Source organism: Arcanobacterium pluranimalium (genome assembly GCF_016907845.1).
In the GTDB taxonomy this organism is placed as follows: domain Bacteria; phylum Actinomycetota; class Actinomycetes; order Actinomycetales; family Actinomycetaceae; genus Arcanobacterium_A; species Arcanobacterium_A pluranimalium.
The window spans coordinates 1,146,452-1,170,131 of sequence record NZ_JAFBCS010000001.1; the positions used below are offsets into that span (position 1 = coordinate 1,146,452).

General features: G+C 53.6%; 21 protein-coding genes. 17 read left to right on the top strand and 4 right to left on the bottom strand.

Annotated features, from left to right (window positions below; genetic code table 11):
• Window positions 1-31 precede the first annotated feature (31 nt).
• The 5 genes from JOD55_RS04895 to JOD55_RS04915 all read left to right on the top strand — a co-directional run bounded on the left by JOD55_RS04895 (window position 32) and on the right by JOD55_RS04915 (window position 4,937).
• A complete protein-coding gene (locus JOD55_RS04895) occupies window positions 32-2,953 on the top strand; it encodes a phage tail spike protein (RefSeq protein ID WP_204398952.1) in 2,922 nt (973 codons plus the stop codon).
• Window positions 2,954-2,978: 25 nt separating this feature from the next.
• Window positions 2,979-3,419, top strand: coding sequence for a DUF1617 family protein (locus tag JOD55_RS04900; RefSeq protein ID WP_204398953.1), 441 nt, complete (start codon window positions 2,979-2,981; stop codon window positions 3,417-3,419).
• A gap of 8 nt (window positions 3,420-3,427) precedes the next feature.
• Window positions 3,428-3,580 (top strand): hypothetical protein, encoded by a 153-nt coding sequence (locus tag JOD55_RS04905; RefSeq protein WP_204398954.1) that lies wholly within the window; start codon window positions 3,428-3,430, stop codon window positions 3,578-3,580.
• A 71-nt stretch (window positions 3,581-3,651) separates the two neighbouring features.
• Window positions 3,652-4,107, top strand: coding sequence for a phage holin family protein (locus JOD55_RS04910; protein ID WP_126714201.1), 456 nt, complete (start codon window positions 3,652-3,654; stop codon window positions 4,105-4,107).
• The gene (locus JOD55_RS04915) at window positions 4,104-4,937 is read left to right on the top strand and encodes an N-acetylmuramoyl-L-alanine amidase (RefSeq protein ID WP_204398955.1); all 834 of its coding nucleotides are present in this window, start codon (window positions 4,104-4,106) and stop codon (window positions 4,935-4,937) included. Before JOD55_RS04910 ends, JOD55_RS04915 begins: the two co-directional genes overlap by 4 nt.
• A gap of 265 nt (window positions 4,938-5,202) precedes the next feature.
• On the opposite strand, the gene JOD55_RS09130 is transcribed toward JOD55_RS04915, so the two are convergent.
• Window positions 5,203-5,475: a hypothetical protein gene (locus tag JOD55_RS09130; protein ID WP_239538966.1), complete on the bottom strand. Its 273-nt coding sequence runs from the start codon at window positions 5,473-5,475 to the stop codon at window positions 5,203-5,205.
• A gap of 26 nt (window positions 5,476-5,501) precedes the next feature.
• On the opposite strand from JOD55_RS09130, the gene JOD55_RS04925 reads away from it, so the two are divergent.
• The 4 genes from JOD55_RS04925 to JOD55_RS04940 all read left to right on the top strand — a co-directional run bounded on the left by JOD55_RS04925 (window position 5,502) and on the right by JOD55_RS04940 (window position 9,196).
• Entirely contained in the window at window positions 5,502-5,690 is a 189-nt protein-coding gene (locus JOD55_RS04925; protein ID WP_204398957.1) for an AsnC family transcriptional regulator, read from the top strand.
• 66 nt (window positions 5,691-5,756) lie between these two features.
• Complete coding sequence (locus JOD55_RS04930; RefSeq protein WP_420827023.1) at window positions 5,757-7,010, top strand: recombinase family protein; 1,254 nt, start codon at window positions 5,757-5,759, stop codon at window positions 7,008-7,010.
• On the top strand, window positions 7,007-8,593 hold the full coding sequence (locus JOD55_RS04935; protein ID WP_204398958.1) for a recombinase family protein: 1,587 nt from the start codon (window positions 7,007-7,009) through the stop codon (window positions 8,591-8,593). Before JOD55_RS04930 ends, JOD55_RS04935 begins: the two co-directional genes overlap by 4 nt.
• 48 nt (window positions 8,594-8,641) lie before the next feature.
• Window positions 8,642-9,196: a hypothetical protein gene (locus JOD55_RS04940; protein ID WP_204398959.1), complete on the top strand. Its 555-nt coding sequence runs from the start codon at window positions 8,642-8,644 to the stop codon at window positions 9,194-9,196.
• Window positions 9,197-9,506: 310 nt separating this feature from the next.
• Here the strand turns inward: JOD55_RS04940 and JOD55_RS04945 are convergent, their stop codons facing one another.
• Window positions 9,507-9,749 carry a hypothetical protein gene (locus tag JOD55_RS04945; RefSeq protein ID WP_204398960.1) on the bottom strand — a complete coding sequence of 81 codons (243 nt, stop codon included), beginning with the start codon at window positions 9,747-9,749 and terminating at the stop codon, window positions 9,507-9,509.
• A gap of 316 nt (window positions 9,750-10,065) precedes the next feature.
• On the opposite strand from JOD55_RS04945, the gene JOD55_RS04950 reads away from it, so the two are divergent.
• The 4 genes from JOD55_RS04950 (at window position 10,066) to JOD55_RS04965 (ending at window position 16,166) form a co-directional block, all read left to right on the top strand.
• A complete protein-coding gene (locus JOD55_RS04950; RefSeq protein WP_204398961.1) occupies window positions 10,066-11,262 on the top strand; it encodes a polysaccharide deacetylase family protein in 1,197 nt (398 codons plus the stop codon).
• Window positions 11,263-11,538: 276 nt separating this feature from the next.
• The gene (gene coaE / locus JOD55_RS04955) at window positions 11,539-13,893 is read left to right on the top strand and encodes a dephospho-CoA kinase (protein ID WP_204398962.1); all 2,355 of its coding nucleotides are present in this window, start codon (window positions 11,539-11,541) and stop codon (window positions 13,891-13,893) included.
• A gap of 99 nt (window positions 13,894-13,992) precedes the next feature.
• Window positions 13,993-15,219, top strand: coding sequence for an amidohydrolase (locus tag JOD55_RS04960; RefSeq protein ID WP_204398963.1), 1,227 nt, complete (start codon window positions 13,993-13,995; stop codon window positions 15,217-15,219).
• 50 nt (window positions 15,220-15,269) lie between these two features.
• Window positions 15,270-16,166: a DUF7916 family protein gene (locus JOD55_RS04965; protein ID WP_204398964.1), complete on the top strand. Its 897-nt coding sequence runs from the start codon at window positions 15,270-15,272 to the stop codon at window positions 16,164-16,166.
• A 118-nt stretch (window positions 16,167-16,284) separates the two neighbouring features.
• Here the strand turns inward: JOD55_RS04965 and JOD55_RS04970 are convergent, their stop codons facing one another.
• Both JOD55_RS04970 and JOD55_RS04975 read right to left on the bottom strand, forming a co-directional pair.
• Window positions 16,285-16,986 carry a DedA family protein gene (locus JOD55_RS04970; RefSeq protein ID WP_204398965.1) on the bottom strand — a complete coding sequence of 234 codons (702 nt, stop codon included), beginning with the start codon at window positions 16,984-16,986 and terminating at the stop codon, window positions 16,285-16,287.
• A 430-nt stretch (window positions 16,987-17,416) separates the two neighbouring features.
• Window positions 17,417-18,988, bottom strand: coding sequence for a thiol-activated cytolysin family protein (locus JOD55_RS04975; RefSeq protein WP_204398966.1), 1,572 nt, complete (start codon window positions 18,986-18,988; stop codon window positions 17,417-17,419).
• 292 nt (window positions 18,989-19,280) lie between these two features.
• Between JOD55_RS04975 and JOD55_RS04980 the strand changes: the two genes are divergently transcribed.
• From JOD55_RS04980 to JOD55_RS04995, 4 genes are all read left to right on the top strand, one after another.
• Window positions 19,281-20,042, top strand: coding sequence for an HAD-IIA family hydrolase (locus JOD55_RS04980; RefSeq protein ID WP_204398967.1), 762 nt, complete (start codon window positions 19,281-19,283; stop codon window positions 20,040-20,042).
• Window positions 20,043-20,239: 197 nt separating this feature from the next.
• Window positions 20,240-21,766 carry a peptide MFS transporter gene (locus tag JOD55_RS04985; RefSeq protein WP_204398968.1) on the top strand — a complete coding sequence of 509 codons (1,527 nt, stop codon included), beginning with the start codon at window positions 20,240-20,242 and terminating at the stop codon, window positions 21,764-21,766.
• 110 nt (window positions 21,767-21,876) lie between these two features.
• Window positions 21,877-22,437 carry a DUF7832 domain-containing protein gene (locus JOD55_RS04990; protein ID WP_204398969.1) on the top strand — a complete coding sequence of 187 codons (561 nt, stop codon included), beginning with the start codon at window positions 21,877-21,879 and terminating at the stop codon, window positions 22,435-22,437.
• Between the two features lie 82 nt (window positions 22,438-22,519).
• Window positions 22,520-23,596 (top strand): exo-alpha-sialidase, encoded by a 1,077-nt coding sequence (locus JOD55_RS04995; protein ID WP_204398970.1) that lies wholly within the window; start codon window positions 22,520-22,522, stop codon window positions 23,594-23,596.
• Window positions 23,597-23,680 lie beyond the last annotated feature (84 nt).

A 23,680-nucleotide genomic window follows, 5' to 3' on the forward strand; every position in this document is an offset into this window, starting at 1 on the left:
CGGGCGCACGTCTGTGAAAGGAACCCCACCGATGCTCACCGTGCATGCCCCGACTGCCACCACGTTCACCGCCACCGGCGAGGGTGTCCTCGACCCTGAACTCATCGACGCCCGTGTCGTTGAGGAGCTCGGCGGAGCCTACCAACTGACCGTCACCTACCCAGCAGACGGGCCGCTGGCATCACAGCTCGCAGTCGAGGCGATCATCGCAGCCCCTGTGCCCGGCACCACCATCCGGCAAGGGTTCCGTATCCACGAGGTCACCACGAGCCTGGACGGGATGTTGGAGGTCACGGCCTTCCACCTGTTCTACGACCTGGCAGGAAACTTCATCGCCGACACCTTCGTCGTCAATAAGACCCCGAAGGCGGCCCTCGACCAGCTCCTGGGTGCTGCGACCACGAAGCACCGGTTCACCGCCACCAGCTCCGATACCGCCACCAGGGCCTCTGCGCGTGTGGTGCGGATGAACCTGGCCGCAGCGATCATGGACCAGGGGTCGGACAACACGTTCGCCTCCCGGTGGGCCGGAGAGCTCACGCGCGATAACTGGCACATCCACCACGCCGCCACACGCGGCACAGATCGTGGGGTCGTGATCCGCGATCGCAAGAACCTCACCGGCTACACCGCCACTGTCGATCTGACGAGCGTGGTCACCCGGATCGTGCCGGTCGGGTTTGATGGGATCACCCTGCCCGAGCTCTACGTCGACTCGCCACACCTGAATGCCTACGCGATCCCGAATATCAAGGTGATGCGCTACCCGCACATCAAAGCGATCGCCGACGCCGACAACCCCCGCGAGGACGAAGTACCTCTGCCGCAGGCACACGCCCTTCTGCGTCAAGCCGCCAAGGCCGAGTACGCCACCAACCACATCGATACGCCTGCCGCGAGCTACACCATCTCCTTCGTTGACCTTGCCTCCACGAGCGAGTACGCCGACCTTGCTGAGCTGGAGACCGTCCTGCTGGGAGACACGGTGACGGTGCAGCACGCCGACCTGGGCGTGTCCCTATCCGCCCGGGTCGTCGGCTACGAATACGACCCGCTCCGACAGGCATATATTTCGGTGGAGTTGGGGTCGGTTGCAGGGAAGTTCACCTCGATCACCCGCCAGATCACCACCGCGCAGACAGCCGCCCAGATGGCCGCTGATCTCGCTGGCGTAGCGCTGGCATCAGCGGACGGGAAATCCACCAACCACTACGGCCCGAAACAACCCGCTGCCGCCCGCCTGGGCGACACGTGGTTCAAGGACAACGGCGAGACGATTGAGATCTGGATCTACCAGCTCACCGACACCGGCGAGCCCGGCTGGGTCGCCCTTGCCACGGACCTCAACCATGCCCAAGTCAGTGCTGAACTTGCCGAGGCTCGCGCTGAGGTGGCGGCCGCGAAAACCGCTGCTGCAGATGCCCAAGCTGCCGCTGCCGCTGTCGCTGCTCGCCTCACCGAAGCCGAAACCGAGATCAGTCAGGCACGCGAGGCAGCCAGCCAGGCCGAAACCACAGCACGGGACGCTGAGGCTGTAGCCGGAGAGGCCGGCGTGAAGGTAGCCGGGCTTGAGAGCTCAGTTTTCCAAGCGCAACACCGTGCCGATACGGCCTACGAGACGGCACGGCAGGTTCAAACCAGTAGTGAGGCCCGGTTCACTGAGCTGGCGAACGCGGATAACAGCCTCGCCTCGTCGCTTTCAATGATGGCCAGCGACCTGAACCTGCGTGTGCGCTCGGGCGAGATCATCTCCCAGATCAACATCTCACCCGAAACCATCTTGATCGCCGGTGAGCGCATACACATCACCGGCCAAACCAGTATCGATAACGCCACGATCACCACCGCAATGATCGCTAATGCGGCGATTACCGACGCGAAGATCGCCAACCTGTCGGCAGCCAAGATCACCACCGGCACACTCGCGGCTGCCCGGATCGCGGCCGGATCGATCACCAGTGACAAGCTCACGATCTCCAACGGGTTCATCACAACAGCGATGATCGCCAACGCCGCAATCACCGACGCGAAAATCGGTTCGTTGTCGGCCTCGAAGATCACCACCGGCGCCCTGTCTGCTGCGCGGATCGCGGCAGGCTCTATCACCAGCGACAAGCTCACCATCAAGGACGGGTTTATTGCAACCGCGATGATTGCGAACGCGGCGATCACGAACGCGAAAATCGCCAACCTTGACGCAGGCAAAATCACCACCGGCACGCTGGGTGCTGGCCGGATCGGGGCGCGTAGTATTACTGCCGATAAGCTTGCCACCAACGCAATCCAAGTAGGTTTGGCTGGATGGAACCAGTCCATCCGTATCAGCCCCACCCAGATCTCGTGGTACAACGGATCCACACTCGAAGGCAGCATCACCTCATCAGGGATGAGTTTCTACTATGGTGCCCGGTTCATTGGCAGAACAGGCCAGCAATACAAAAGTGGTAACACGTCTGTGCGGGGAATCTCGAACTCTCTCGATGTTCAAGGTGATTACATCACCTGGTCGTATATGAAGTCATCGGCCGATGATTCCTACACGACGATGCTGACGTTGGATCCGCGAGGAAAGTTTTACGGCACCACCGGTATTCATCTGGGTGCAGATTTTCGTACCCATGGGCATGATTTCTACACGGCAGGAAACCGCTCGATCGTTCTCCAAGACTGCACCCTAACAGGGAAAGGCACTTTTCCTGGCTGGTCAAGTAGCAACAACTTATCCAAAGTTGTCTTCCACACCTACGACTTGATGGTGGTCACCAACGGATCGTTTTACAACATGTCTCGCCTGTTTGACAGGGTTGGTGACCTGATGAGCCGCGTCAACTCCTTGATCCGTTCGTTGAATCAAGGCTGGGTCAAAAACATTAGTGATGCCGGTGGTGGGCGAATCACCTGGAACTATTTTTCCAACACCGGCCTGCAACCCATGTCCACCAACCTTTCCTAAACCCTAATTTATGAAAGGAGGCCCGATGCGGTTTCTTCTCCCACCGATCTATCTCAAACCCGCAATCGAGCTACTTCAAACGATGCCGCTTGCTGGACCAGCGTCTAGGGCTCGCACCAAACTCATCCACCTTCTCCAGGGCGCCTATGCCAGCTTCGCTGAAGATGAATACGCCCTCGTTACCCAATACGCCACCACCAGTGACGACGGCACACCAGTGTTTGATAGTGATGGCACGTTCACTCTCAAAGACCCCCAGATGGCCAAAGAGTTTCACGACCAACATCAAGCCTTGTTTAATCGGCGTATCGAAGTAGCAGGCCCGACCTATGAACAGCACGCCAGTGACATACAAGCCTTCCTTGATGCCTCACCAATGGAACTTACCGGCATACAAGCTGAGGCCTATAACGTCCTCTACGACGCCATCATCGAAACCCTCGATGAGGATAAGGACAGGCAATGAGCCAGCACATGATTGAGATTCTCCCTGCTGGCACACATACCGCTGATACTACCGGGCCGCCACCCCCACCACAGGAGACTGCGATAGTGGTTGAGCCCATCGAAGCACACCTGGATTTAACAGTCCCGATCCTCGATATTCTCACCAGCCCCGACCTCTAACCCTGTTACCCGCGCCAAGGATGGTGCGGGTTTTCTTTTGTCAACTATCTTCGTAAGAAAGGGACACTGTTATGCCTGTGAAAGCCCTATGGGTTGTCACCCAAACCAGTATCGCCACACTCGCGGCGGGAATCGCTGCGTTTCTCGGAGGCCTCGACGGCCTCATCTATGCGCTTATTGCCTTCGTTGTCGCCGATTACATCACCGGAGTGCTTGCCGCGATCTCGGAGCGGCGCGTCTCTAGCGCGATTGGGTTTAAAGGAATCAGCCGTAAGGTCGTGCTCTTTGCTCTCATTGGTCTTGCTCATCTCCTTGACGTTCACGTTATCGGCACGCCCGGTGTATTACGCACTGCCACCATCGTCTTCTACCTGTCCAACGAAGGCATCTCCCTTGTGGAAAACGCTACCCGGCTTGGACTACCCGTACCTCAGCAAATCCGTGACGCTCTCGAGCTGATCGCTAACCGTCGTGAGCAACGACCACCACTAACCGACCCTGCACAATTGAAGGAGAACAACAAATGAAAAATTGGGACACTCTTGACGCTGACGAGAACCAGATCCTTGCTACACATTTCACGCCCGGCCGGTCAGGACGGCGCATCGACAAGATCATCATCCACCACAACGCTGGCAACCTCACCATCGCTGGCTGCTACCAGGTGTGGCAGACCCGGCCTGCTTCCGCTCACTATCAAGTCGATAGCAATGGGCGCATCGGACAGCTCGTGTGGGACCGGAACACCGCCTGGCATGCAGGGAACTGGGAAGCCAACACCACCAGTATTGGTATCGAGCACGCCGATATCTCCTCTAACCCGTGGCGCATCTCGGATGCCTGTCTCGACAACGGCGCACACCTCGTCGCAGCATTATGCAAGTTCTACCAGCTCGGCCGTCCCACGTGGGGTAAGAACGTGTTCGGGCACAAGAACTTCTCCGCTACCCAATGCCCAGCATCGCTGGCCGGCACTCAGCATGCTGCATATATGGCGCGAGCCCAGTACTGGTACGACCAGATGACCGGCAAAGATCCCGTGCCGAAGCAGCCTGCGAAGCCTGCGCCGACACCCGCACCGTCAGTGAACATCGACGCGCTCGCTGACGCTGTGATTCGTGGCGAGTACGGCAACGGTAATGAGCGCAAGCGCCGCCTCGGGGCGAACTATGCCGCCGTCCAGAAGCGCGTGAACGAGAAACTCGCAGGCAACACCTCCAAGCCGAGCGTGAATATTGATGCGCTGGCGGATGCGGTAATCCGTGGCGAGTACGGCAACGGCGAGGAACGTAAACGCCGTCTTGGTGCGAACTATGCCGTCGTCCAGGCGCGTGTGAATCAGAAACTCGGCTACTAACCCCAACCAGCGATCTGCTGACTACATGGCCCCGCTGCTGCCTCGCTTCGAGGTGGTGGCGGGGCCATTTTTCGTTTTCCTGGCCAAGGGGGAGTGGGTGGTTATAAATCGGTGTGGCTCGAAGCCCTGTCAGTAGAGACCTACTGATGAGGAGAGCGCCGTGGCGAGTGAGATTACCCGTGAGCAAGTGATGGAGCTACGCCGCCGAGGCGCATCGTATGGGCAGATCGCCACCAGTTTGGGCATGTCACGCAACACGGTGAAGTCAATCTGCCGCAGAGCCAACATCACCACCGCCCCGGCAGTCGAGTCTGAGCCTGCAAAGGTATGCGAACACTGCAACGGCCATATCGAGCCAGCGGTAGCAGGGCAAAGGTTCTGCTGCGATGTGTGCCGCCTGGCGTGGTGGCATGCCCACCCGGAGCGGCTCAACCGGCAAGCGATCTACACCTTCACCTGCGCCGCCTGCGGTGAGGGTTTCGATGCCTACGGAAACAAGCACCGCAAGTACTGCTCGCACCCGTGCTATATCCGCCACCGCTTCAACACCCGAGGTGGCAGACCATGACCAGCGAGATCTTCGATGCCGAAGTCGACCTCACCCGCCAGGTCGCCTTCATCGATCAACTTGCTCAGGCCGGTGCGCTCACCGAACAGGAAGCGAACACTGTTCTTGCCCGAATCGCAGACGAGTCGGCAGCTGTGGTGGGGGCGCTGATTGTGCGGGTTCGACTGGATAAAACGCGGGTTTAGAGCGTACATGGATACAACCACTAAACCCCTAGCCAACAAAGGAAAACGAAGGGCGAAAGGAGATTGATGCACGTGGGTGAGATGAGGGTGATCCCAGCAAAACTAGTCCGGCCACAGCGGTTGAAGGTTGCGGCCTATGCGCGGGTGTCCACCGAGCAAGAACGCCAGTTGTCGTCGATCGCCGCCCAAGTCTCGCACTACTCTCATCTGATTCAATCCACTCCTGGTTGGGATTATGTGGGTGTGTTCATCGACGAAGGCATCACCGGCACCTCCACCAAACATCGCGACGGATTCAATGACCTCATGGACACTGCCCGGGCGGGTGGCATCGATGTGATTTTGACGAAGTCGATCTCCCGGCTCGCCCGCAACACCGTTGACCTGCTCGGCACTGTGCGTGAACTGAAAGCCCTCGGGGTGGCGGTGCGGTTTGAGCGTGAACAGATCGACACCGCCACCGCTGACGGTGAACTCCTGCTCACCCTGTTGGCATCGTTTGCGCAGGAAGAATCCCGATCCATGTCAAAGAACGTCAAATGGGGGATCAGGAAGAAATACGCCGACGGATTCATGCACTCGCGCCAACCCTACGGCTACCAATACGTCGACGGCGACCTAGAAATCATCGAGGCCGAAGCCGAGATCATCAGAAGGATATTTGCGGAGTTCCTGGCGGGCATCTCACCCGAAGCCACAGCCGCCCAGCTGAATGCTGAAGGGATCACGCCCAGGCGCGGAGCCAAGTTTCGTGGGAAGACGATCCGTAAATGGCTCGAAAACGAACTCTACACCGGCCGCGTGATTCTGCAAAAGTACTATCGGCCAAAAGTGTCAGAATCGAACTGTCATACCAACACTGGCGAGCTGCCACGCTACCTCGTCGAGGAATCCCACCCGGCGATCATCGACCAAGCCACGTTCGATGCCGTCCAAGCCGAGTTTGCCCGGCGCAGACATCTTGGACGTGGAGCCACACCCTCAGGTGGAACTACCGGGCTCACATCTCGGATCGAATGCTCTGTCTGTGGCAGGTTCTATCACCGTCGCACCAAGAAACGCCGCGCGTCGACATACAAGTTCTGGTGGTGCGAAACCGCCACCAAAGGCAAAGGCAACCCCTGCCGGGCACCACAAATCCGAGAAACCCACCTCACCCGGATCTGTACCCGCGTGCTCGGCCTCGACGACTGGGACGACGAGCACGCGCTCACGCACCTGACAAAGATCGTCGTTAACCCCGACCGCACACTCACCATCCACACCACCAACCGCGAAACACCGGTGACGGTGAGCCTGGACGCGGGGAGCACACGATGACCACGACGCAGATCAGGCGCAAGCGAGTCACCGCGATCCCCGCCACGAAAACACCCGGACACAATGCGGCGCCGGGTCTGGCTCGTCGGCGTAGAGTGGCGGCCTACGCTAGGGTCTCCACCGAAGCCGAGGAACAAGCCTCCTCCTATGCGGCGCAAATCGACTATTACACCCGCCACATTCAATCGCGTAGCGAGTGGGAATTCGCAGGCATGTATGCCGACGAAGGCATCACCGGCACCACCACCAGACACCGCGAGGGCTTCAAAAGCATGATCGCTGACGCCCTTGCCGGAAAAATCGATTTGATCCTCACCAAGAGCGTGTCCCGGTTTGCCCGCAACACCGTCGATACCCTCACCCACGTCCGCCAGCTCAAAGACGCAGGCGTGGAGGTCTACTTCGAAAAAGAAAACATCTGGACCTTGGACTCTAAAGGCGAACTACTCATCACCATCATGAGTTCACTTGCCCAAGAAGAATCCCGCTCCATTTCTGAGAACGTCACTTGGGGTCACCGGAAACGCTTCGCCGACGGAAAAATCATGGTTCCCTACGCCTCACTGCTCGGATACAAGAAAGGCGAAGACGGAAACCTTGCCATCGACGAAACTGAGGCTCCGATCGTGCGGCGCATCTACGCCCGCTTCCTTCAAGGTGCAACCTCACAAACCATCGCCAAAGAACTCACAGCCGATGGCATTGCCACTCCGCGCGGCAAAACTGTGTGGCCGCCGTCCACTGTGCGTTCGATCCTGGCCAACGAGAAATACAAAGGCGACGCGCTCCTACAGAAGAGCTTCACCACCGACTTCCTAACCAAAACCATCAAAGTCAACGAAGGTGAAGTACCCCAATACTACGTTACCGGAAACCACGAACCCATCATCAACCCCGCCACCTGGGATGCCGTGCAAGCAGAACTCGCACGCCGCCAAGGCCGTGGCACCTCCAACACCTACCCCTTTGCCAACAAGATCAAATGCTCCGATTGTGGAGGCTGGTTTGGACGGAAAGTCTGGCACTCCACCAGCAAATACCGCCGCCACATCTGGCGCTGCAACAACAAATACAACAAGACCCACTGCTGCGCCACGCCCCACGTCACCGAGGAGAAGATCAAGAACGCGTTCGTCGCAGCTCTGACCGAGCGCGTCACCGACAACAACGCGCTCGATGACACCATGCGTCTGCTTGATGAAACGGTCTACAACACCCGCGAGCTCGAAACTCAGCAGGCTGAGTTGGGGGAGCGGATCGAAGAAACCATCATGCTGATGAACCAACTCATCACCACCGCAGCATCCACCGCCCATGACCCCGACGACTACGACCGCCGCTACCACGAGCTCGAAAACCGACACCAGCAACTCGAAAACGAGCACCAGCAGATCACTAGCCAGATCGACGACCGGCGCAACCGCCGAGCCCAAGCCATCAAAGTCCGCGACTACCTCGTCACCCAGCCACCCCTCGCATACAGCGACCAAGCCTGGAACACCCTCGTCGACCACGCCACCGTCACCGCTGACGGAGTCATCACCATTCTCATGAAAGATGAGATCAGTACTAGCAAGGACTGAGCCGGACACACCGAGAATTCTGTCGGTGCGCGACCTTAAAATTGGTGCATGGATGTTGCATCATGGATTTCCGCTGGCGCTGCAATCGTCTCAATCCTTGGCGGCGCATTTGCTTACTATCAGGCGAATCTGTCCAAGAAGGCGAAAACCGAAGCGATAGAAGAACGAGAGCGGGCACAACGTGCCGAACAGCGAGCAATCGAAGCAGCTGCAACTGCAGAAAACCACCTGAAAGCGGCGCAGCAACAAGTTCATGTTCTCGAACAGCACCTGCCCGCAATCGCGACGGCAGTCGAGAAATCTGGAACTGACCTTCAGAACTCACTAACTACTGGAGCGACTCATCAGCCTCGAATCGAATGGATCACCGGTAGCCAGTACGCCATCGTCAATCCCAAAGCGACCACGCTGCGAATCGAGAACATCCTCAACAAGGACGCATTCGTCAGACTGGACTTGCGGGCCCCCTTTGAAGTACCGCCATCTTCTCAGGCGACATTCCTTGCTCTTGGAGCATGGCAACAACCGCTACCTGACAATCTCATCCTTGATGAAGTTGGATGTGACGAACCGCTTTACCTAGCGATTCCTCCAAAACGCTGAAACCAGAAGCACCCAGGATGCACCCACCGCGCGTCGTTATGCACCCACCCTCACGACTTTTGCACCCACCTAGAGCCTTGTATCAAAATGAACGTCTAAGTAACAGTAACGAAAGCCGAACGGTGAACAAGCCGTTCGGCTTTCTCATTCGTGAGGCTGAGTAAGTTGTGCTGGTAAGCTTGCTATGCATACTTACCGGCACTTGAAGGGCACTCATTTTGATATAAAGTGGGCGTCCTTTTTGCTGTCTTGGGAAGCGTGTTCTGGCTTGTGAACGCAATAATCTGAGCGTTCTCGAGCACAGAAGTTACTAATCTACTGGCCAGACGATTGTAGAAAGGACTCTCAAGAGGATGAGCGCGACGATGACGGAGGCTATCGATGCGGCAACAATACCGAGCACGCTTGGCCACTTGACGTCAGGGTTTTTGCGCAGCTCATCTTGGCAGATATAAAGCGTAGCAATCTGCGGGACGATAAGGGCGAAGAAAGGGATGCTCAAAAGGCCGACGATCATCCCCGTCCAATACATTCGTTTTGGTTCAATACTCAAAATTCACCTCACGACGTTATGGCACTGTTGTTATGGCACTGTTCACCTCTAAAGGCTCTTTGACGAAGAGCCTAGCACAGTGATATTCGGGCTTCATATGCCGGGGATGTTTAATGTCCTAGTTGTACTCATCATCTGACCCCATCTCTATAAATTGGGGATTATAATCGCCACAAATTTAGGATTATCGCTGCCGAAATTTTAGGACTTGACTCGAAAAAGCAACCCTTTTCCTTTGTAAGAAATATTGCAAAATCGTAACGTTACGAGAGTCTGGGTATCTTGGCTTCAACCATATTACGTATAGTGAGCAGTGATGAAACGCCGATATGTTATCGCCTTAGTAGGTGCCGCAATCTTAGTACTGGTGGCGGTGCTACTCGCCGTCGTTAATCCGCTGCGTGTACGCGTAGAACTTCACGGCGAAGCGGATATCAAGCTTGGCGTGGGGCAGCAGTTCAGCGATCCTGGTGCTTCTGCTCATATCGGGGCGAAACATTTTCCGGAGTCAATCGCTGAGCTACCGGTGTCGGTCTCAGGAAATGTGCGCACTGATCAGGTAGGGGATACAACGCTCACCTATTCGGCAAACTGGGGCTGGTGGCATGCCGATGCTACCCGCACTGTGCATGTGGTCGATATGACTCCGCCAGAGTTGAAGTTGAACGGCGAAGCTGTGCTGACGCTGATCGCTGGATCAAATTTTGTTGATCCGGGCGCGAGCGCGCACGACGACGTCGACGGCGATTTATCCTCGCAGGTGAAAGTTTCTGGTGCGGTTGATTCGCATACGCCAGGGAAATACGTGCTCACGTATGAAGTTGCGAATAAGTCTGGACAATCTGCTCGCCTCACCCGTGAGGTCACGGTGCTATCGCCGCAATCTGCGCAGGTGGCTCACAAGATTGTGTATTTGACTTTCGACGACGGGCCCAGTAATCAAACTGCACGGCTACTTGACGTGCTCAAAGCACACAATGTGAAAGCGACGTTCTTCGTCACCGGCTTTGGCGATCCGTCACTCATGGCACGCGAAGCCCAAGAGGGGCATACGGTGGGGATTCATACCTTAACGCACAATTATCGGCAGATATACAGCAGTTTAGATGCGTACATGGCGGATTTGAACGCGATTAATAACGTGATCGAGGCACAAACGGGCAAGCGGTCGAATTTGGTTCGATTGCCAGGCGGTAGCTCCAATACTGTGAGTCGCTTTAATCCGGGCATTATGACGACGATTACCAGCGAATTAACCAAGCGCGGCTTTTATTATTTCGATTGGAACGTTTCCAGTGGTGATGCTGGTGGCGTGCATACGGCCGATCAAGTGTTCAGCAATGTAATTCAAGGTATTTCCCAACATGATGTATCGATGATCCTTCAGCATGACACCAAACCTTACAGTGTGGATGCAGTGGCTCGAATCATTGAATGGTGTTTGGCGAACGGCTACACATTCTTGCCTATTGACGCAACGAGTCCAGGCATGCATCATCCGCTCGCAAACTAGAATTGCATGAGCCTCGCTTGAGCTTTTTAGCATACCTAGACGACGTCGCTAGATAATTAGGCGGCTATCGTCTGGATAATTAGGCGGTTACGTTCTGGATCATCATCAGATCATATTGTTCCGCATGTTGTCTATCTCCGTGTTCTTCTGAGTGCGAAACTGAAAACGTGAAAGCCCGCATACTCTTCCGGTAGGGTCACAACGTGCCCAAAGTGCACCAAGGCGCCGTCGTCGGGATAAAACCCAGTGGCGAAGCCTCCGTCTACCAGATAAAGAATGATGAAAGAAACTGCGAAACGCTTACACGACCTGCTGGGACTACGAACTTCACCTGGAATCTTTTTCGGATCTGCTTTTGTGGTAATCCTATTTACCGCGCTCATGGCGATCTTCCCAGGGCCGATGCAAAAATTCTTTGGGCAGCTCGCCGCCTTTATCCGCTACGATCTCGGCTGGTTTTTCACACTTTCGGTGACGCTCCTGGTGATTTTTTCCCTGTTACTAGCCACGTCGCGATACGGTCGTATCAAGATTGGCGACGACGATTCCACCCCTGAGTATTCAGGCGTGGCATGGTTTGGCATGCTTTTCGCAGCAGGAGTCGGTGCGGTTCTCATGTTCTGGGGTATTGCCGAGCCGATGACTCACTACGCAAAACCGCCGCTTGAGGGCACGACTGCGTTCAGTGATCGGGCGTTATCAGATGCTATGGCGATTGCGAATTTCCATTTCACTGTGCATATGTGGGCAATTTTCGTGGTTCCAGGCTTGGCGTTTGGATACTTCACGTACAAACGCAAGCTTCCGCCGCGCGTTTCCTCGGCCTTTCAGCCGCTCCTCGGCGATGGCATCCATGGCCCCATAGGCAAGATAATCGATATTCTTGCGATTGTTGCTACCGTGTTTGGCCTGTCGGTGTCGGTAGGTTTTGGTGCGCTACAGATCAATTCGGGCGCAAATTACGTGCTCGGAGTGCCAATCGCGCCGTGGGTGCAAGCTCTGATTTTGGCTATTATCACTGGTGTAGCGCTTGGGTCTGTGATCGCGGGTATGGACAAAGGCGTCAAGCGCCTGTCGTACATCAATATCGTACTGGCCACCATTTTGATGGTCTTTGTGCTGCTCTTTGGCTCCACAATGGGCACGATGCGGGCGATTGTGGAGTCTATCGGTGGATATATTTCGCATTTACCCACGATGTCTTTCTTTAACGATTTGGGTGGCAATGGGCAATGGTCTGGCAATTGGACGGTTTTCTACTGGGCATGGACTGTTACCTGGGCGCCTTTCGTAGGAATGTTTGTGGCCAAGATTTCTAAAGGGCGCACGATTCGAGAGTTTGTGCTGGGCACAATGGGCGTGCCGAGCATCTTCGTGATGATTTGGATGGCTATCTACGGCTATAACGCCGTCGTGCAGGATCGTGCTTCAGCTTCTGCTCCCGGCACAGGTGGTGCGCTCGCGAAGACGATTGTTGACGAGGGAAACGTTCAAGCAGCGCTGTTCCAGTTTTTGCACGGCTTTCCGTGGTATCAGGCGACGGCGGTGCTCGCGCTCGTCGTCGTGGTGCTGTTCTTTATCACCTCGATTGATTCGGGCGCATTAGTGATGGATGCGATGGCGAATGGTCATGAAGATTTGTCGCCACTGAAGCAGCGCGTGTTCTGGGGACTTTCCATCGGTGGCGTATGCGCCTCGATCCTGCTCACCGCTGGAGAGAATGGTCTCACCGCACTTCAAGAAGTGATTATTGTGGTCGGTTTCCCAGTGGTTCTCATGACGTTCGTGCAGATGCTGATGGTTATTCAAGCATTGCGGGAAGACGCAGGTGCAGCGAAGCCGATTCGTACCCGCCAGTGGAAGCGCGTTCTTCCTGCTGAAGAGTATGCACGACGCGCGGAGGATCCCGATGAGGACATAGAAGGTTTCGTTATTTCCCCTGAGTTCGAGCCGGGCACCGAGCCTGAATTTGAAACTCATACTCCGACGACGGCCGCGGTGCTCGAAGCGCAGGCAGGCATGCCTAAACTGCGAATCGCCGTCACTGGAGGTGCAGCAGCCGGAGCTTCGTTGGTTGCTGATGAGTTTGCAAAGCTGGGCGCGGTAGTCATTGATGCAGATGAAATTTCGCGAAATGTTTTAACGCACGACGAGCAAGTGCAAGATGAAATCGGAACAGTCTTTGGTGAAGACATTATCTCAGCCAGTGGTGAAGTGGATCGCAGCACACTTGGCCGGATTGTATTTGCGTCACGTGAGGCGCGTTTGCGACTTGAAGAAATCATGCACCCGCGCATTATTGAAGAAATCGATCGTATTTCGCGCGAAATCGGCGAAGAAAGTGTTGTGGTGGTGACCGTGCCGCTCCTCGTCGAATCAGGGTTGGCGAGCCGTTTTGACCAAGTGATTACGGTGTCCGCGCCGGTAGAACGGCGTGTTGAGCGCCTGATGGAGGAGAAGGGACTCTCCCGAGAAGACGCCTGGGCACGCCTTGACGCTCGGATTACTGATGAGGAACGCGAAGAGGTGGCAGACCACGTATTGCGTAATGACGACGACATCGACTCTTTGCGCGCTGCTACCCGCGAGTATTGGGATGAGTTTGTGGCGCCGTCTTTGAGCGAAGCTTGAGGGGAACGTCGTCTTAGGCACCTAGTTTATGCGAAGGCTGTGAACGAACGCGCGGCTGTGGGAGAATATGAACGAACGATCTGACCGAGGGAGTGGACAATGAATACCGAAGCGGTACGCCGCATTTTGCGAGACGTTGAGGCCACTCGCTCGCAGCGTGAAGACCTCTATAAGTTCTTTCATCAGCATGCAGAGCTGTCGATGCAAGAGGTTATCACCAGCCAGAAAATTGTGGAAGAGCTGGAATCTTACGAGATTCCGTATCAGCGTGTAGGCCGTACTGGCGTTGTTGCGGTTATTAAAAATGGCGACGGCGCAGTGGTTGCTTTTCGGGCGGACATCGACGGCTTGCCAATTGAGGAAGCTTCAGGAAAAGAATATGCATCGCATGCAGCCCAAGTAGACGAAGTCACAGGTGAGACGGTTAAAACCTCTCATGCCTGTGGGCACGATTTTCACATCATGAGTTTGCTCGGTGCGCTGCAAGCATTTAATTCCCATCGAAGCGATTGGAATGGTACGCTCATTGGGATTTTCCAACCTGCGGAAGAGATAGCAGCTGGTGCTCGGGATATGATCGACAATGGCCTGGGCGAAAAGATTCCTCACCCTGATGTGTATCTTGGGCAGCATGTTTTGGCGAATCTGCCCGGTGGGCATCTGGGTACGAGAGTTGGTTCGGTTTTATCTGCGGCTTTCTCTGTGAAAGTCGAGCTCACTGGCAGGGGATCGCACGGCTCGATGCCCGAACTCAGTGTGGATACGGTAGTTCTTGCAGCAAATATCGTCACCCGCTTGCAGCAGATTGTTTCGCGTGAGATTGCGGCCGCGCAGTCGGCGGTGCTCACGGTAGGTTCAATCCATGCGGGCACGAAGTCCAATATTATTCCTCAAACTGCCGAGTTGCTGATCAATACGCGGGCTTTCAATCAAGATGTGGCCAATCATCTCAAAGAAGCAATTGAACGGGTTGTGAATGCCGAATGCGAAGCTGCGCGTTGCCCTGAACCTGCTCGATTTACGTATTACGATGAGTATCCTTTGACCAGCAATGACGCCGAAGTCACTCATCGGGTGCGCGCGGCTTTTGACGAGTATTTTCCGGGCGAAACCCACGATCTGGATCAAGTTCTGGCATCGGAAGATTTCTCGATTATTCCGTCAGCCTTGGGAGTTCCTTACACTTTCTGGGGCTTGGGAGGATTTGCTGATCCAGATTCAGCACCGGGTAATCACAACCCAGCATTTGCTCCCGATCTTCAGCCGACTTTGGATCGCGGGCTAGAAGCTGTCGTGGTGGCGGCCTCGGCGTGGCTAGTTCCGTAAACTATAAACTGTTCACGGTATCTTGCTCACCACAAGAGAGAGGTTTTCTCATGGTTACTCGGCTTATTAGTGCAAATTCTTCGGAAATCTTGCGAATGAATGCTCAGCAGCTCAAGCAGAGCATCAAGGCTTCTGAAGGGCGTGTGGTGTTATCGGAAAACATCGTGGTGCATCAGCCGAGCCTGCCCGATATTACTAATGCGGAAATTGCGCATGCTTTCGGTGCGGATTTGATTCTGTTGAATCTCGTGGATGTGTTTGCGCCGCAGATTCAGGGTATTAGCGATCAAGCAAATTTTGTGCAGGAAATGCATAAGCTCGTGGGCTGTCCGATTGGTGTCAATCTTGAACCAATTGATGAGGGCGCGGCCATGTTGGAAGAACGCACCGTGATTGCGCAGGGGCGCAGAGCGAGTGTGCAGACTTTGCAACGTTTGGAACAACTCGGTGCTGATTTCGTGTGTTTTACAGGTAATCCGGGAAGCGGAGTGTCTAATACGGCGATTATCAGCGCTGCAAAAATCGCGAAAGAGCATTTCAGTGGTCTTATCATTGCTGGCAAGATGCACGGTGCAGGTGTGGACGAGCCGGTGATTGATGCTCCGACCGTGCAAGCATTGGTCGACGTCGGTACAGACGTTATTCTCGTACCTGCCGTTGGCACTGTGCCTGGCTTTACCGACGCCGAATTGCGCGACGCCGTTCGGGCGGCACACAGCGCGGGCGCACTCGTGATGTCCACGATGGGCACGAGCCAAGAGAGCTCCCAGCCTGAAGTCATCATTGATATTGCTCTTCGCAACAAGATTTGCGGAGTCGATATTCAGCATATTGGCGACTCTGGCTATGGTGGTTTAGCCCCGGTTGAAAATATCTTTGCACTCAGTAAAGCAATTCGCGGGCAACGGCATACGGTTTCGCGAATGGCGCGTTCGATTAATCGCTGAGTTTTACAATGCTAAATTGAGATCGGCTCAATAGGCTTTCACCTATTGAGCCGATCTAAGTATGTACTCGCCATACCTAAGATGCGTACTGGCTATCTCAGTATGTACTGGCTAAAGATCAGCGAACGAGCTGAGATTCCTCGCTGTGTGCTGGTTCAGCGATGATCGTTTGTGGAGCTAGTGGAGCTAATTGTTCGGCAGGTTTGGATTTCTTGCCGTTTTTCCAGATCCCTATAATGACTGGGATTCCAGTAACCACCACGAATACGAGCATGATGCGTTCGATTGATTGGGTAACTCCGGGGATCTGACCGATGAGCACTCCGATCGTGACCATGGAAAATACCCAGGTTATTGCTCCTGCGATATTCCAGAACGCAAAGTGTCGGTAACGCATCGAGGAAATACCAGCTCCGAGCGGCACATAAGTGCGGACGAATGCCAAGTAACGTCCGAGCACCAATGCGAGCGGTCCATATTTAGCGAAGAAAGCTTCGGCTTGATCGAGTCGCTCGGTTTTGAGAATTTTGGCATCGGGGGAGAAGAGTTTCCTGCCATAGTGGCGTCCGAGCCAAAAACCAACCTGATCACCAGCAATAGCAGCAAGGCAAGCCACCAACACCATCACCCACAACGGATACCCTAAGGAGTGGTGCAATACCGCAATCGTGATCAGTAGTGAATCGCCGGGCAAGAATGGGAAGAGTACGCCTGACTCGATGAAGATGATGATGGCGATTCCGAGTAGTGCGTATGTGCCAAAGTGCGATATGAGTGCGGTTGGATCAGAAAGCTGGTGTATCCAATCGATAATCCCCATAAGTACCTCTTGCTATTGATGTGTCCAAAAGCGCCAGTGGCTTTTGGCTGTTACAGCTGGTTGTAATCTGAGTAGATATTTACAACCAAGAGCCATTCTAATTCACAATGGTTCTTGGTTAGTTCAGTTTTTGTACTCCTGTGGTATGAAAAATTTCGATTCGTGCGGGCGGGAAAATACGACATCGCAGCTATGCATTGTGCCTCACCTCGCGTGAGGGTCAAATACGTGGCACGACGCCGCCGAAAACCGCGCATTAAAACACCAGTTCTGTCCTATAAGCCCAAAAGACGGAGACGGACGGAATGGAGCTCTGCGAAAACGGATTGTGGTGTTTTCGCAGAGCTCCACGATGGGTTCATTTTATAGATGAAGCAACCTAGAAGTGGTGTACTTCGTCATTAGTGAGTGTTAACTTGGTCCGAACTCCTTACTTGACCTGGTTCTCGACCCAAGGGTTGAGAGTGGTCCCTTTGAGGACGATCTCGCGATGAGGTACGAGTGGAAGATCCTTTTGGTTGATGATCGTCCACCACGGATCCCAGGCTAGCCCGGTGCCTTCACCTGCGATGACTCTGATGTTCCGTGCATTTGCCGGAAGTTGAATAGTCTCGCGGAATCCGGCAGTTCGGGCTTTCCAGTTTCCACTCCACTTCATTGGCTTGCGGATTTCATTGCCTTTGGAATCAAAGCTGATCTCATCCCAGGTCACATCGATCTTGGCAACGTATCCGCCAGCGTGACGGAGAGTGATTGACCCTGACGTGTACGTGGTTGCGGTAGTTTCGATGTAATCTCCACTGTTCTGGATGCTCGCCTGCTGATTGTCCTTAAGGAAGTTCACCGCGTAGGACACTGGCACAGCTGGCACCTTGGTTGAGAAGGTGCTCTCTTCTTTAATGATCCGTTTGAGATCGGCGATAGAACCGGTGACTACTTCGACGCCGCTCTTAGCGCTCCCGCCAAGGACGTAAACAGTGGCGCGCGTATTCTTCAAAATATTTGCATACTTTGTATCCACATCGGTTTTCACATTGCCGAAGCTGGCTTTGAATACGCCGCTGAACGCTGCTTTAACATCGTTGGAGGTGGAGTTGGTTTCGAGCTTGACGAAAATTTGCCTACCGTAGCTCACGCTGGAGACGTAGCCAAGAGGATTCTTGTTGTTGACTCCGCGTGCAATCAGATCTTCAGTAGTGACGTTCGGGGCAAATACGCTGTGCGGATTTGTCGGGGTGTCCATTGCCACTGTGTAGTAGATCTGCTTGAACGAAGCAATAGCTACTTGGCGTTCGTGCTTGTGGATAGCTTCGAAGTTCACGTTGAGTTTAGCTGCGATCTTCTCAAACCCAAGTCCGAACTTTGCCTTTAGCTGCTCTTTGGAGTTAACCATAGACTCGTCGTATGAAATCTTGGCTGCGTGCTCGGGGTACTTGTCATGGCGATCCGTCCACCGTTGTAGGAGATCGTTAACTCCTTGGTCAACGGTGCTCTTCGAAGGATTTGGTACGGTCACGCGGTTGGTGCCGTGCGTCAATCCTGGTAGATCAACACTGATAACTTCTGGAGCACGATCGATTCCCACTGGGATTGGACTTCCCTTAGCGAGATTCTGATTGGCGAACACTAGTGCACCGGGGAAGATCGTGGCGTTATTGGCTTCGAGCGCTGCAATATCTGCACGCAGATTATTGAAGCTCTTACGTTCGTGCTTAAATACGGTGTAAGTTCCGTCTTTGAATTGATCACGAGTTACGGGAACGGTCTTGATGGGTTCGCCTTCTACGGCAAGTACTCCGCGAGGATCGTAATTGAGGCCGCGTACGTACTGATCAATTGTGTTTTGAGTCAGCATTGTTGGAGCCATCGATACGATAAGACCGGAGGTCATCGGAGTGAATATGCCGTTCTTTCCTAAGGATTCGGCGAATGATGTTGTAGGCAGCATGACAGTTGCCAAGACTGCACCACCAGCTACTGTTGCAAATATTTTCCTTTTCATGATCTCGCCTGCCTAAGTAGTGACAAACTGTTAAATTGTATGATCCATGTCACTTTGTGGTCATGTCTTTATTGTGTACCATGACACAAAATAACACAAATTCGATTTAAGATTTGACCACTCTAACCTGTGTTGATGTGGAATTTTGCAAAAACACCAGGCGTTATGCTATTCTTATTTCATATGTGTGCTTTAATGTGATTATGGAAAAAGAATTGCTAGTGATCCAAAAATTGCACGTTGGTAGCGCAAAAGTCACCTTTTCGACACTTCCTTGTGGTAAGTATTGAATATGAAATCATGGTTAATAGATATGGATGGAGTCCTCGTTCATGAGGGCAAAGCTATCCCAGGTGCAGCTGATTTTCTCTCACGACTGCAAGAAAAAGAAATCCCTTACCTCATTTTGACTAATAATTCGATCTTCACTGGACGCGATCTTTCGGCGCGCTTGGAAGCTTCCGGTTTGGAAGTGCCAGAGGATCGGATCTGGACTTCTGCTTTAGCTACCGCCCGTTTCCTATCGCAACAAACGGAAACTCGCCGCGCATATGTGGTGGGCGAGGCTGGCCTGACGACTGCTCTCTACGAAGAGGGTTTTATAATGACGACGACGGTTCCAGAGTTCGTAGTGTTGGGTGAGACGCGTACGTATTCCTTTGACGCCATTACTCAAGCTATTCGACTCATCCAAAAAGGCGCTCGTTTTATTGCAACGAATCCTGATAATTCAGGTCCGTCTGAACACGGCGATATTCCAGCTACTGGTGCAGTTGCGGCGCTGATTGAAAAAGCCACTGGTCGCTCACCGTTCTTTGTGGGGAAGCCTAATCCGGTGATGCTGCGCAATGGTCTGAATAAGATCGGCGCCCATTCGGAAGAGACGTCAATTGTTGGAGATCGCATGGATACTGATGTGCTAGCCGGAGTAGAAACTGGTCTCGATACTCATTTGGTACTCACAGGCTCGACTCGCCGTGAGGATATTCAAAAGTATCCATTCCGCCCGCACTATGTGCATAACTCTATTGCGGACGTCGTTGAGCTGGTCTAGTACATTAGAAATGTCGCGTCAAGGTTCTCCGGTGGAATGAAAATATGTTCATTCCACCGGAGAACTATTACATATATGCGATTTGTTCGATATTATGAACCTTTCGTTAGCAAACTCTTGCAGATGATAGTTTTTATAGTGCTTTGGCAAGTCTTTTCCAGCTAATGAAGCCAGTTGTAGCCTAATGAAGGGGTCGTATGGATATCGCTGATACCGAAAATAACGGAAAAAGCGCACTCACCAAAAAATCCAAAGATTTTGACGAGTCAGCAGCTAACAAAGGCCGAACGTTCTTTGGCCAACCGTGGGGACTTGCAAACCTTTTCGGTGTTGAAATGTGGGAACGATTCAGTTTCTACGGTATGCAAGGAATTCTCCTCTACTACATGTACTATGCGGTTACAGCAGGTGGCCTCGGTATCGATCGGGGCGCGGCTACATCGGTTATGGGCGCTTACGGCGGCTTGGTGTATATGGCAGCTCTTGTTGCTTCCTTGGTAGCTGATCGCCTCCTCGGATCAGAACGCACGCTCTTTTATTCGGCCATCTTGGTCATGCTTGGTCATATTTCCTTGGCAGTGGTGCCAGGGGTAACTGGACTGGCAATCGGACTTACCTGCATCGCCGTCGGCTCTGGCGGAGTCAAAACAAATGCTCAAGTAGTGCTCGGACAGTTGTATGAACGCACTGATCCGCGCCGCGACGCCGGTTTTTCAATCTTCTACATGGGCGTCAATATCGGCGCTCTCTTTGGCCCACTTCTCACCGGATGGATGTGGGGAATAAAAGGTTTCCACTGGGGATTTGGACTCGCTGCGGTTGGTATGGCAGCAGGCATAATACAATACGTGCTCATGCGTAACGCCACGATTGGTGCAGCTGGCCACGATATCCCTAATCCGCTTCCTCGATCCAAGTATTTGCAATGGATCGGAACTGCTCTCGCCACTGTTGGCGGCGCCGTCGCCCTCATTGCGACGGGTATTATTCCACTCGAATACTTGGCTGTCGTCGTCTCGGGACTCGCATTGGTAGCTGCGGTTGTGATGTGGCTGCATATGTATCGTTCACCGCTCACGACGACGCACGAAAAGTCGCGTCTGATAGGTTTCGTTCCGCTGTTTATGTCTGCCGTAGTGTTTTTTGGGATATTCCAGCAGCAATTTACGGTTTTGGCGATTTATTCTGATGTGCGGCTCAATCGGCACGTGCTGGGTTTTGAGCTTTCACCGGCGTGGGTTCAGGCTATCAATCCGCTGTTCATTATCGTCTTTGCTGGTGTATTTGCCTCAGTGTGGACGAAGCTGGGCGAAAGACAGTGGTCAACGCCGATCAAATTTGCGGTAGCCAATATCGTGATTGGGATTTCGTTGTTTTTCTTCATTCCGTTTTCGGGTGGCGAAGAGAATTCCACACCGCTGTTTGCGATCGTATGGATTCTATTCATCTTCACACTCGGTGAACTGCTTTTGAGCCCAGTAGGCAATGCACTTGCTACTAAAGTTGCGCCGCAAGCATTCCCGTCTACGATGATGGCGGTATGGCTGATGGCGATTGCGATGGGAACTTCACTAGCTGGCACTTTGGCTGGATACTACAATCCTGAAGACCTGCGTGCGGAAAATACGTTCTTTATCGTGCTTGGAAGTGCTTCAATCCTACTCGGATTTGCGCTCCTAGCTGTACATAAGTGGATTGAGAAGAAATTCGTCGACGTTCGCTGATCTCACGTTCGTTGAGCCTATCTGTGGGAGATTTAGCTTTCGTGAGTTCTCAGGGGTCACCTATAACGTATAGTTGATATGTTGCCAGTGACTTACAGAGAGGTTCTCACATGGGGCTGTTCAGTTTTTTCAAGAAAAATGATGCCGATCGCAAGACAAAACACACGTTTAAGGATAAAGCCGGTTGGCATTTTGACAGCGCCATGGAAGAATACCTCGATGAAACTGGCAAGAATGAAAACGAGCTCAGTGAATCTGACCTCGACGACGTCTGGGCGCGTGCTCATGGTCATATGGTGTATCCGTTGATGTGGGCAATTGACGTTCACAAGATTTCCGACGAACTCATTGAATCTGCAAGCGAGGACATCGAAAAGATCAAATCCCGCACTCTTTCACCGGATATGTTCTTTAGTGAGCATTGCGATGAGATATTGTGCGATTACGATTTCAACGATGAGACCTCGGAGTTTTTGAGTCAGTTCTACGCTGAATATGTGGAACGTTTTACGAATAGCATCGAAATGAGCAGCACAGAAACAAGTGATGCAGAAATAAGCACCACGAAAACTCAAGCCTATCGCCCGTTTTCGTGGGATATCTACGACGAAGCTGCTAAGCCGATTTTAGATGAGATGTACTCGCACTGGATCAATGGCCGCCCGGTGTAGAGTATTTCGTCGGAAATGAATGAATTCAATCATTTTGCTCAAATCATTGGCATGAGCAGGTAATACGTCGAAGGTTGTGACTGTGTTTTTTCAAACCGTCGCTCAGCGCGGGCAGAAGTTTTCTGGTAGCGCGTTTTCTGATCCGATTTATCGGATTCCGGCGCTCACCACCACCGCGTCGGGGCGAATCATTCTTGCCTATGATGTGCGCTCTGATTGGCGCGATCTTCCGGCGGATTTCGATATCGCTTATCGGTATTCCGACGACGGCGGCCGCACCTGGAGCGAAGCAGCAGCTCTCCGTCGTCACTCGACAGGGCATGGATTTGGTGACGCCTCGCTTCTTACAGATCCGGGCACGGGTAACGTGCTCTGCTGGTATGTGGGATCAACTGGGGAATCCTATTTCTCAGCGAAAGCCGGTGGTGCTGGGCTTGAACTGTGGCTCGCAGTTTCTTCAGACGACGGTTTAACCTGGCAGCACCATGATCACAGCGATCTTCGTCCGGCAAATGTGGCGGGAATGTTTACTTCTTCAGGCACCGGAGCAGCACTAGGCGACGGCACATTACTACAGACGTTTGTAGCGCGAATTGATGAGCAAAACTACGCTATTTGCGGTCGCTCAACCGATCAGGGTGCCACATGGGTGCTGGGCGAACCGGTAGGTCCCGATTGTGATGAGAATAAGGTGGTGGAGCTTGACGATGGAGCAGTTTTGCTTCATGCACGGGCAATGCCGCAGCGGCGTCAGGCTATTTCTCGTGATCACGGGCAGACTTTCACTACGCCTGTACCGGTTCAAGAGCTGCGCGATCCTGCATGCAACGGGGGTTTGGTGCGGTGCGGCTCGATACTTGTGGCATCTATGTGCGATGACGCTCGCTACCGGCGGCGTCTTTCCCTACACATTTCTTCCGACGACGGTGCAACCTGGAGCGCTCCTATTTTGATCGACGACGGCGCCAGCGCATATTCGGCACTGACTCTCGTGGATGCTTCTACGGTAGGAATCGCGTGGGAAGCGGACGATTATCAGAGTATCGTCTTTGGTACGGTTGGGATAAATGAACTGGTCGAACACGTCAATGGTGGAGCTGCCCTCAAGGCACGGCAGGGGAGAGCTGGCTGGGCAAAACCGCCAGTCGTCAACAGCTAGCTGCTTTATGAAAACTCATTCTGTGGATGGCTTTTTCCTGAAAATTTCTGGTAGGTAAGAAATTTACTTATCGGCTTACACACA

Excerpts from the sequence above, each read along its gene's own strand:
- JOD55_RS04895 (WP_204398952.1), top strand. The coding sequence starts at position 32 with ATGCTCACCGTGCATGCCCCGACTGCCACCACGTTCACCGCCACCGGC.
- JOD55_RS04900 (WP_204398953.1), top strand. The coding sequence starts at position 2,979 with ATGCGGTTTCTTCTCCCACCGATCTATCTCAAACCCGCAATCGAGCTA.
- JOD55_RS04905 (WP_204398954.1), top strand. The coding sequence starts at position 3,428 with ATGATTGAGATTCTCCCTGCTGGCACACATACCGCTGATACTACCGGG.
- JOD55_RS04910 (WP_126714201.1), top strand. The coding sequence starts at position 3,652 with ATGCCTGTGAAAGCCCTATGGGTTGTCACCCAAACCAGTATCGCCACA.
- JOD55_RS04915 (WP_204398955.1), top strand. The coding sequence starts at position 4,104 with ATGAAAAATTGGGACACTCTTGACGCTGACGAGAACCAGATCCTTGCT.
- JOD55_RS04925 (WP_204398957.1), top strand. The coding sequence starts at position 5,502 with ATGACCAGCGAGATCTTCGATGCCGAAGTCGACCTCACCCGCCAGGTC.
- JOD55_RS04930 (WP_420827023.1), top strand. The coding sequence starts at position 5,757 with ATGCACGTGGGTGAGATGAGGGTGATCCCAGCAAAACTAGTCCGGCCA.
- JOD55_RS04935 (WP_204398958.1), top strand. The coding sequence starts at position 7,007 with ATGACCACGACGCAGATCAGGCGCAAGCGAGTCACCGCGATCCCCGCC.
- JOD55_RS04940 (WP_204398959.1), top strand. The coding sequence starts at position 8,642 with ATGGATGTTGCATCATGGATTTCCGCTGGCGCTGCAATCGTCTCAATC.
- JOD55_RS04950 (WP_204398961.1), top strand. The coding sequence starts at position 10,066 with ATGAAACGCCGATATGTTATCGCCTTAGTAGGTGCCGCAATCTTAGTA.
- coaE (WP_204398962.1), top strand. The coding sequence starts at position 11,539 with ATGATGAAAGAAACTGCGAAACGCTTACACGACCTGCTGGGACTACGA.
- JOD55_RS04960 (WP_204398963.1), top strand. The coding sequence starts at position 13,993 with ATGAATACCGAAGCGGTACGCCGCATTTTGCGAGACGTTGAGGCCACT.
- JOD55_RS04965 (WP_204398964.1), top strand. The coding sequence starts at position 15,270 with ATGGTTACTCGGCTTATTAGTGCAAATTCTTCGGAAATCTTGCGAATG.
- JOD55_RS04970 (WP_204398965.1), bottom strand. The coding sequence starts at position 16,986 with ATGGGGATTATCGATTGGATACACCAGCTTTCTGATCCAACCGCACTC.
- JOD55_RS04975 (WP_204398966.1), bottom strand. The coding sequence starts at position 18,988 with ATGAAAAGGAAAATATTTGCAACAGTAGCTGGTGGTGCAGTCTTGGCA.
- JOD55_RS04980 (WP_204398967.1), top strand. The coding sequence starts at position 19,281 with ATGAAATCATGGTTAATAGATATGGATGGAGTCCTCGTTCATGAGGGC.
- JOD55_RS04985 (WP_204398968.1), top strand. The coding sequence starts at position 20,240 with ATGGATATCGCTGATACCGAAAATAACGGAAAAAGCGCACTCACCAAA.
- JOD55_RS04990 (WP_204398969.1), top strand. The coding sequence starts at position 21,877 with ATGGGGCTGTTCAGTTTTTTCAAGAAAAATGATGCCGATCGCAAGACA.